The 7,789-nt window shown below is 71.8% G+C and carries 7 protein-coding genes and 1 pseudogene; 2 read left to right on the top strand and 6 right to left on the bottom strand.

Annotation, left to right across the window (positions count from 1 at the left end; genetic code table 11):
* Window positions 1-114: 114 nt before the first annotated feature.
* A complete protein-coding gene (locus E9998_RS10175) occupies window positions 115-891 on the top strand; it encodes a hypothetical protein (RefSeq protein WP_136529594.1) in 777 nt (258 codons plus the stop codon).
* Here the strand turns inward: E9998_RS10175 and E9998_RS10170 are convergent.
* Both E9998_RS10170 and E9998_RS26730 read right to left on the bottom strand, forming a co-directional pair.
* Window positions 877-1,716, bottom strand: coding sequence for an alpha/beta hydrolase (locus tag E9998_RS10170; protein WP_136529593.1), 840 nt, complete (start codon window positions 1,714-1,716; stop codon window positions 877-879). The genes E9998_RS10175 and E9998_RS10170 overlap by 15 nt on opposite strands.
* Window positions 1,713-2,684 carry a helix-turn-helix transcriptional regulator gene (locus E9998_RS26730; RefSeq protein WP_136529592.1) on the bottom strand — a complete coding sequence of 324 codons (972 nt, stop codon included), beginning with the start codon at window positions 2,682-2,684 and terminating at the stop codon, window positions 1,713-1,715. Before E9998_RS26730 ends, E9998_RS10170 begins: the two co-directional genes overlap by 4 nt.
* A gap of 62 nt (window positions 2,685-2,746) precedes the next feature.
* Here E9998_RS26730 and E9998_RS10160 point away from each other — a divergent pair, with 62 nt between their 5' ends.
* On the top strand, window positions 2,747-4,024 hold the full coding sequence (locus tag E9998_RS10160; protein ID WP_136529591.1) for an epoxide hydrolase family protein: 1,278 nt from the start codon (window positions 2,747-2,749) through the stop codon (window positions 4,022-4,024).
* A 40-nt stretch (window positions 4,025-4,064) separates the two neighbouring features.
* Here the strand turns inward: E9998_RS10160 and E9998_RS10155 are convergent, their stop codons facing one another.
* The 4 genes and pseudogenes from E9998_RS10155 to E9998_RS10145 all read right to left on the bottom strand — a co-directional run bounded on the left by E9998_RS10155 (window position 4,065) and on the right by E9998_RS10145 (window position 7,789).
* Window positions 4,065-5,303: a right-handed parallel beta-helix repeat-containing protein gene (locus E9998_RS10155; protein WP_136529590.1), complete on the bottom strand. Its 1,239-nt coding sequence runs from the start codon at window positions 5,301-5,303 to the stop codon at window positions 4,065-4,067.
* A 124-nt stretch (window positions 5,304-5,427) separates the two neighbouring features.
* Window positions 5,428-5,745 carry a metallophosphoesterase family protein gene (locus tag E9998_RS26210; protein ID WP_240037554.1) on the bottom strand — a complete coding sequence of 106 codons (318 nt, stop codon included), beginning with the start codon at window positions 5,743-5,745 and terminating at the stop codon, window positions 5,428-5,430.
* Between the two features lie 52 nt (window positions 5,746-5,797).
* Window positions 5,798-6,253 (bottom strand): annotated as a pseudogene (locus E9998_RS27050) (metallophosphoesterase family protein); the annotation flags it as partial.
* Window positions 6,254-6,304: 51 nt separating this feature from the next.
* On the bottom strand, window positions 6,305-7,789 hold the full coding sequence (locus tag E9998_RS10145; protein WP_420842427.1) for a helix-turn-helix domain-containing protein: 1,485 nt from the start codon (window positions 7,787-7,789) through the stop codon (window positions 6,305-6,307).

Below are 7,789 nucleotides of genomic sequence, written 5' to 3'. Positions count from 1 at the left end.
TGTACGGTGTACGGTGTACGGTGTACGGTGTACGGTGTACGCGGCGACGGCGCCACCTGTCGTGCGCACTGCGCGCGTTTCGGGCGCGCTGGCGCCCGCGCGGATAATGAACCGATGCGCCCTCCACAGCCCTGGCCCGGCGACCCCGCCGCCGTGTGGGCCGCCACCGCCGCGCCCGACGACGCCCCTGAACGCCCGGCGCCGCCCGACCTCTCAAGCTTCGCCGACTTCGAACGCCTTGCGGCCCCGAAGGATTCGTCCAGGGCCGGTGCGGTCGTGCTCGCCGTCAGCGGCGTCCTGTTCCTCGCCTACGGCCTCATCCTGATGGCGGTGATGCCCGGGCCGGTCGAGGGTGTCGAGGGCTTCTTCGCGGCGGTGATCTTCGTCGTCCGCTGGCACTGGATCGCGCCCCTCGCCGCCGGGGCCTGGTTTCTCGCGAGCGCCCCGATCGCCTACCGCAGGGACAAGCGCGACCACCCCGGGGAGACCCGGGACCTGTACGAGGCGGCGCGCGAACGCGGCGTCGTGGTCGAGACCTTCCCGGCCCGCTTCAGGGTCCTCGACACCGAAGGCACCGCCCCGGCGACGATCGGCGTCGACGTGCGCCTGGACGCCGCTGACGCCGCGCGCATCAGGCGGGCCTTCGACGCCTGGTTCGACCGGCTCGACGCCGAGCCGAAGGCGGTCGACCGGGCGCAGCGGCGCAACGGCGAGCGGGAGGTGCGGCCCGCCGAGGACCTCTTCGGAACCGAGGCCGCGGGCGGCTACCTCATGCGGCGCACGCACTGGGGCCAGCGGTTCACGCTGCTCGTCCCGGACCCGCCGCACTCGACGCGGCGGTGGGCCCGGCTGCCGATCGAGCACGGCTCGGACGTCTCAGACGAGTCCTGAGAGGACCGACGCGGCCTCCTCGGGGCGCACCAGCACGCCCGCGTGGCTGGAGGCGATGGTGTGCACGTCGAACGGGTTGCCCGGCGTGAGCGCGTCGGCCTCCTTGATGAACAGGTCCTGAAGCTCGATCGGGATCGAGGTGTCCTCGGTCAGCCGGATGTAGGTGCGCGGGACCGTACCCCACGTCTCGGCCTGCGCCCGGTCCTCCGGCCCTCCCGCGTCCAGGCTCTCGTCGGGGGTCAGCGTGCTGAGGAAGACGCGGAACTCGTCGTCAGTGCAGTCGGCGAGCATCGACCGCTTGAGTGCGGCGAGCAGGGCCGGGTCGGTGGTGCGCCAGTTCATCCGGACCGCCCCCAAACGCGCGGGGTTGGCCGCGGCCACGCCCATGACCTGGTCGAGCACGCTCCCGGCGTTCTCGGGGAGCGCGATGTACTCGCCGGGCGTGTGCTCGACGCAGCACCACGCGGACAGGTACACGAGGCGGTCGAAGAGCTCGGGGCAGCGGTTCGCGACCGCCGTCAGCGTGATCCCGCCCCGGCTGTGCGCCACGGCGATCACCGGGCCGTGTTCCTTGGCCCGGCGCAGGACCGCGACGAGGTGCTCCACGTTCGCCTCCAGGCCCACGCCGTCCAGATCGGAGGGTGCGACGGCGAGTTCGGCCGCGTCCTGGGTCTGGTAGGCCGAGGGCAGGCCCGCCCCGAAACCGTGCCCGGGCAGGTCCACGGCCAGCGAGCGGTGCCCCAGCAGCGCCAGCTCCCGCTGGAGCGGCGCCCAGCTGAAGGAGTTGGCGTTGGAGCCGTGGATGAGAACGAACGTCGGTGTCATGGACGCGATGGTGCCACCGGTGGGACGGCCGCCGCGCAGCGGCGGGCGAGCGCTGTGAGCGCGTCGGCCACCGGCCCTGCTTCGAGCAGCTCGAAATCGACCCCGAACATGCACAAGAACGCGGCCATCGAAAGCGGATCGGACCCGCCGAGCGTCAGCACGCAGTCCGCGTCCCCGAGCGGCTCCACGACCCCGTCGGCCGGGGAGATCGCCGAGGCGATGAGCTCGGCCGGAGCCGCGAGCCGGACCCGGACGCGATGCGGCCAGGCCGCGAGGAACCCCCGCGTCAGGTACGCGACCGCGTCGCCGCCCGGCACCTCCCGTCCCGCGAAGCCCGGACCGACCCGCTCGCGCGGCGCCATCCGGTCGACCCTGAACGTGCGCCAATCGTCTCGGTCCAGGTCGAACGCCACCAGATACCAGCGCCGGCCCCTCGCCACCAGGCTGACCGGCTCCACCCTGCGAAACGACGCGTCGCCGCCGTGGCCGGTGTAGTCGAACCGCACGAGCATCCGGTCCCGGCAGGCCGTGGCGAGCAGCGCCAGCACACGACCCTCCACAGGGGAGTCATCGTCCTCCGGAACCACCGTCGCCGACTCCAACGCCCGCACCGGACCCCGCAGTCGCGGCGGCAGCACCCGGTCGAGCTTCACCAGCGCCCGCCCCGCCGACTCCCTGATGCCCGCGACCGAACCGTCCCGCGCGGTGCGCAACGCCACCGCCACCGCCACGGCCTCCTCGTCGTCCAGCAGCAGCGGCGGCAGCTTCGCACCCGCCGCCAGCCGGTACCCGCCCGCCGCGCCCAGCGAGGACGCCACCGGATAACCCAGCTCCCGGAGGCGCTGCACGTCCCGGCGCACCGTCCGCGTGCTCACCTCCAGACGCTCGGCCAGCTCGGGCGCCGACCACTCGGGCCGCGCCTGTAGATGCGACAGCAGACGAAGCAGCCGCGCCGAAGTCTCCAACATGTCCCCATCCTCTCCCGCAACTAGGACCGAAACCGACCTACATGGCCTCTACCTTGGGATTCATGACACACGACGACATCAGGCCCTTCCGCATCGACGTCCCGCAAGCCGAGCTCGACGACCTGGAGCGCCGCCTCGCCGCGGCGCGCTGGGCGCCCGAGCCGGCCGGCTCGGGCTGGGCGCGCGGCGTTCCGGCCCCGGCGCTGCGCGACCTCGCCGAGCACTGGCGCTCCGGCTTCGACTGGCGCGCGGCCGAGGCCCGCCTCAACGACCACCCTCAGTTCACCACCGAAGTGGACGGGCAGACCGTCCACTTCCTCCACGTGCGCTCGCCTGAGCCGGACGCCCTGCCGCTCATGCTGGTGCACGGCTGGCCGAGCTCGGTGACGGAGTTCCTCGGCGCGATCGGGCCGCTGAGCGACCCCCGCGCGCACGGGCTCGACCCCGCGCAGGCCTTCCACCTGGTGATCCCCTCGCTGCCGGGCTTCGGGTACTCGACGCCGCTGCGCGAGACCGGCTGGGGCGCCGAGCGGATCGCCCGCGCGTTCACTGAGGTCATGGCGCGCTTGGGCTATGAGCGGTACGGCGTCCAGGGCAGCGACGTCGGCTCGTGGGTCGCCCCGGAGATGGCGCGGCTCGCCCCCGACCGGGTCGTCGGCGTCCACGTCAACGCCCTGGTGACATTCCCGTCCGGCGCGGACGGTGAGTTCGACGCCCTCTCGGAGGGCGACCGGAGCCGCTGGGACCGCATGCAGGCGTTCAACGACGGCTACCTCCAGATCCAGGGGAAGAGCCCGCAGACGCTCGCGTACGGGCTCGCCGACTCGCCGGTGGCGCAGCTGGCGTGGATCTACGAGAAGTTCGCGGAGTGGACCGACACGGCCGAGGAGCGGGCGGTGCCGGACCGGGACCTGCTGTTGGCGAACGTGAGCCTGTACTGGTTCACGCGCAGCGGCGGGACGGCCGGGCACTTCTACTACGAGTTCGTGAGCGCGGCGGACTGGAGCGCGGACGGCGCGAGCGGCTGGGACGAAGCGGCGCCGGACACGGAGGACTCCGGCGCGAGCGGTTGGGACGGCGCTGCGTCGGAGTCGGAGGACTCCGGCGAGACCGGCTGGGGCGGTGAGGGGGCGGGCGCCGCCGCGTGGTCGGCGCCGCGCCTGGAGACGCCGACCGGGGTGCTGGTGTCGGGCCACGACGTAGCGGTGCGGCCCTGGGCCGAGCGCGACTTCAACGTGGTGCGGTGGACCGAGTTCGGCGAGGGCGGGCACTTCTTCGCGTCGGAGCGGCCGGAGCTGTTCGCCGCGGACGTGCGCGCGTTCTTCGCGGACCTGAAATAGCCGGACGGGTCCGGGCCCGAGGGCCCGGACCCGTTGCGGTTCAGCGGAAGTCCGCTCCGATGGTGTAGTTCTTCGGGACGAGGAAGTCGGTGCTCCGGATCGACCCGCCGCTGTCGCGCGGCCCGGTGATCACGCCGGCGCTGGTGTTCCTGAGGTCGGCGTCGACCCACTTGGACTTGATGTTCCAGGAGTTGCCGCTGCCGGAGGAGGAGCCGAGGGCGACCTGGGTGGCGTTGTTCAGCGCGAGGTTCGCGCTGAGCTGCGAGGTCGAGGAGTCGACGTCGAAGCCGGTCTTGCCGTTCTTCCACGCGGTCGACCGTGTGAAGTGGAGGGTGCCGGGGTTGCCGTTGTCGGTGAAGCCGTGGGCGGAGTTCTTCCAGGCCATCGAGTTGACGACGACGTGGTCGGCCGGGAGGTCGTCGTCACCGCCGCCCATCTTGAAGCCGTTGCCGTCGCCGGAGTAGTCGGGGAGGTTCCAGTGGTTGTAGCCGTTGCTCCACGCGAGGGAGTCCTCGATGCGGATGGGGGAGAGGAACTCCCAGGCGTCGAAGCCGTCGTCGGAGTTGTTCCACAGTCGAGCGCCGATGACGGTGTTGCCGGTGCCCGAGCCCTCCTTGATGGCGAGTCCGTCGGCGCTCTCGCCGTTCTTGCGCGGGTCGCGGTTGCCGTAGGAGTCGAGGTCGACGATCCGGTTGTTCGAGGAGGCGCCCTGGATGTGCAGGCCGGACTCGTAGTTGTCGCGGGTGATGAGGCCGTCGTAGACGTTCGAGTTCGAGTCGACGGCGAAGATCGCGTAGGGGCCGTGGATGATCTCGAGGTTCTCGAAGCGCCAGTGGTCGCCTTCGACGTGGAGGGCGCCGCGCTGGGCGCGGGGGATGGAGGAGTCGACGGCGCCGGGGGTGTACGGCATGTTCTCGCCGTCGATGATCACCTTCTCGCTGCCGTAGGCGCGCATGGTGATCGGGGCGGCGGCGGTGCCGTTCGCGTTGATCTGGACGTTGGTGCCGGGGGCGTAGGTGCCGCCGCGGATCTGGATGACGGTGCCGGGCTGGGCGAGGTTCACGGCGGCCTGGAGGGTGGCGAGCGGGGCCGCGACGGTGCCGGGGTTGGCATCGTTGCCGTTGACGGCGACGGTGATGGTCGTGGTCTGCGCGGAGGCGGACTGCGTCGCGGCGAAGGCCCCCGCCGCGGCGGTGAGCGCGGCGACGGCGACGGCGGCGGCGCGTGTCCAGCGTCGGGTTCGGGGCGCGGCGGAGCCGCGCTGCGGTGCGGTGTTCATGTGAGGGTCGCTCTCTCGATGGTGCCGGTACGAGATCGGTGAAGGCGCTTGCCAGCGCCGAGACGTTCACGGTAACCGATTGCATCGAAGAAAGTCAATATCAGTACGTTTCGGTCGGAACCCTTCAGCACCGGTGGTAGCGCGGTTCCCTGCCCTCGCGCTGCACCTGCCGGTAGATCCCGGTGCGGAGCTCGACCTCCCACTCCTCGGCGTCGGGCATCCCGGAGGCGCGGGCGACCGCGACCTCGGCTTCGACGTCGTAGGGCACACGCACGAACTGGACGGAGAACGGCCCGTCCGCGGCGGCGGTGGTGCCTTCGAGGATCGCGTAGCACGGGAGCGGGTCGTCGAGGCTGTTGCCGACGCTGCCGACGTTGATCAGGGTGCGCCCGCCGCGGTCGTGCTCCAGGTACGGGTCGTGGACGTCCCCGTAGGCCACCACGTCCGGCTCGGGACCGGACGTGGACGTCCCCGTAGGCCACCACGTCCGGCTCGGGACCGGCGCCGGTGGCCTCGGTGTTGGCGAACATGCCGAGGAACTCGGCCTCGTCGTGGTCGAAGAAGACCCGGTGGTAGACGCCCCGCGCGGAGGCGTGGAAGATCCTGACGCGGCGGCCGCCCAAGGTGAAGTCGTGTGAGAACGGCAGGTCGCGCAGCCAGGCGCGCTGCGCCTCGGGGATCTGGTCGCGCCACCACGCACCGGTGGGCCAGCTTGTGATCCGTTCGGGGTTGGTCAGCGAGGCCTCCCAGTTGCCCTGGACGTGGGCCTCGCACCGCTGCCGGGAGAGCGCGGCGCACTCGGCGCCCCGCGGGCCCTTGCCGACCGTGTCGCCGAGGTTGAGGATGCGCGCGACGCCCCGCGAGTCGATGTCGTCGAGCACGGCCTGGAGGGCGGTGAGGTTGCCGTGGACGTCGGAGATGAGCGCGACGCGCTCGTACGAGGGGGCCATGCGCGGAAGTCTGGCACGAAAGCCCTTGCCGCGCAGCGGCCCCGATCACGTTCAGTGCCCGGAGTGGCGTTCCAGGAACTGGTAGACCTCGGTCTCGTCGACGCCGGGGAAGGAGCCGATGGGCATGGCGGCCAGTTGCGAGCTGGCGGCGCGGGCCGTGGGCCACACCCGCCCGGCCCATTCGCGCGAGAGCTCCCGCGGGGGGTTGCGGCAGCAGTCGGGGTCGGGGCAGCGCGAGACCGAGCGGGCCTTGGTCTCCTTGCCGCGGAACCACTTCGCCGACTCGTAGGGGACGCCGATGCTGAGCGAGAACAGGCCGTCCTGGCTGCGCTCGGTCCGGGCCGTGCACCAGTAGGTGCCCGTCGCGGTGTCCGTGTACTGGTTGAACGCGTTGAACTTGTCGGGCACGTCGAAGACCTGCCGGCTCGTCCAGTACCGGCAGATCGGCTGTCCTTCGATCGCGCCGGTCGGGTCGGCCGGGAACGCCACGTCGTCGTTCTCATACGCCTTGAAGATGATCCCCGACTTGTGGACCTTCTGGAAGTGCGTGCGGATGCCCAGGTGCTGCGTCGCCAGGTTCGTGAACCGGTGCGCCGCGGCCTCATAGGACACCGCGAAGTTGTCCCGCAGGTCCTCCACCGCGATCTCCTTGCCCGCCATCGACTGCCGCAGGTGCGCGACCGCGCTCGACTCGGGGATGAGCAGCGCCGCCGCCAGGTAGTTCGTCGAGACCCGCTGCCCCAGGAACTCCAGGTACGTGCGCGGCACCTCGTGCTGGAGCACATGGCTCGCCAGCGCCTGGAGCAGCACGGTGCGCGGGTCGTGCGCGCCCGTGCCCACCTGCGTCAGGTAGATCCGCCGGTGCTTGAGGTCGGTGACCGACCGCGTCGAGTGCGGCAGGTCGTCGACGTGGTGCAGCGTGAACCGCAGGTGCGCGGCAAGGTCCGCGATCTGGTGCTGGGAGAGCGGCCCGCCCGCGTAGCCCACGTGCCCCAGCAGCGTGCGCGCCTCCGCCTCGATGTCCCCGAAGTAGTTGTCCTTGTCGCGCATCCGCCGCCGCAGCTCAGTGTTGGCCCGCCGCGCCTCCTCGGGGGTCGCCGCATGGAGGTTCACCTGCCGGTCGACCTCCCGGTGCAGCCCCACCAGCGCCTCGAGGATCTCGGTCGGAATCCTCCCCGAGGGCCGGACCGACGGCAGCCCGAGCGTGCGGTACTGCGCGCTGCGCTGCGCCCGCTCCAGCTCGATCTCCAGCGCCACCCGCCGGTTCGGCGGCTCGGCGCCCAAGAGCTCGTCCGAGGACACCCCAAGCGCCCGCGCGAGCGCCCGCAGCATCGACAGCTTCGGCTCCTTCTTCCCGTTCTCGATCAGCGACAGCTGCGAGGCAGCCGCCCCGACCGCCGCCCCCAGGTCGTCCAGGCTCATCTCCCGCTGCTTGCGCAGGTGGCGGATCTGCTTGCCCAGGCTGATGAGGTCCACCGCGGCGTCGTCGGCCGCGAGCTCCGCGGCCTCGGCCGCACCCCACGGACGGTGCGGCAG

This window comes from Glycomyces paridis (assembly GCF_004912155.1).
Lineage (GTDB): Bacteria > Actinomycetota > Actinomycetes > Mycobacteriales > Micromonosporaceae > Glycomyces > Glycomyces paridis.
This window is presented reverse-complemented; position numbering and strand designations above follow the sequence as displayed.

Excerpts from the sequence above, each read along its gene's own strand:
- E9998_RS10175 (WP_136529594.1), top strand. The coding sequence starts at position 115 with ATGCGCCCTCCACAGCCCTGGCCCGGCGACCCCGCCGCCGTGTGGGCC.
- E9998_RS10170 (WP_136529593.1), bottom strand. The coding sequence starts at position 1,716 with ATGACACCGACGTTCGTTCTCATCCACGGCTCCAACGCCAACTCCTTC.
- E9998_RS26730 (WP_136529592.1), bottom strand. The coding sequence starts at position 2,684 with ATGTTGGAGACTTCGGCGCGGCTGCTTCGTCTGCTGTCGCATCTACAG.
- E9998_RS10160 (WP_136529591.1), top strand. The coding sequence starts at position 2,747 with ATGACACACGACGACATCAGGCCCTTCCGCATCGACGTCCCGCAAGCC.
- E9998_RS10155 (WP_136529590.1), bottom strand. The coding sequence starts at position 5,303 with ATGAACACCGCACCGCAGCGCGGCTCCGCCGCGCCCCGAACCCGACGC.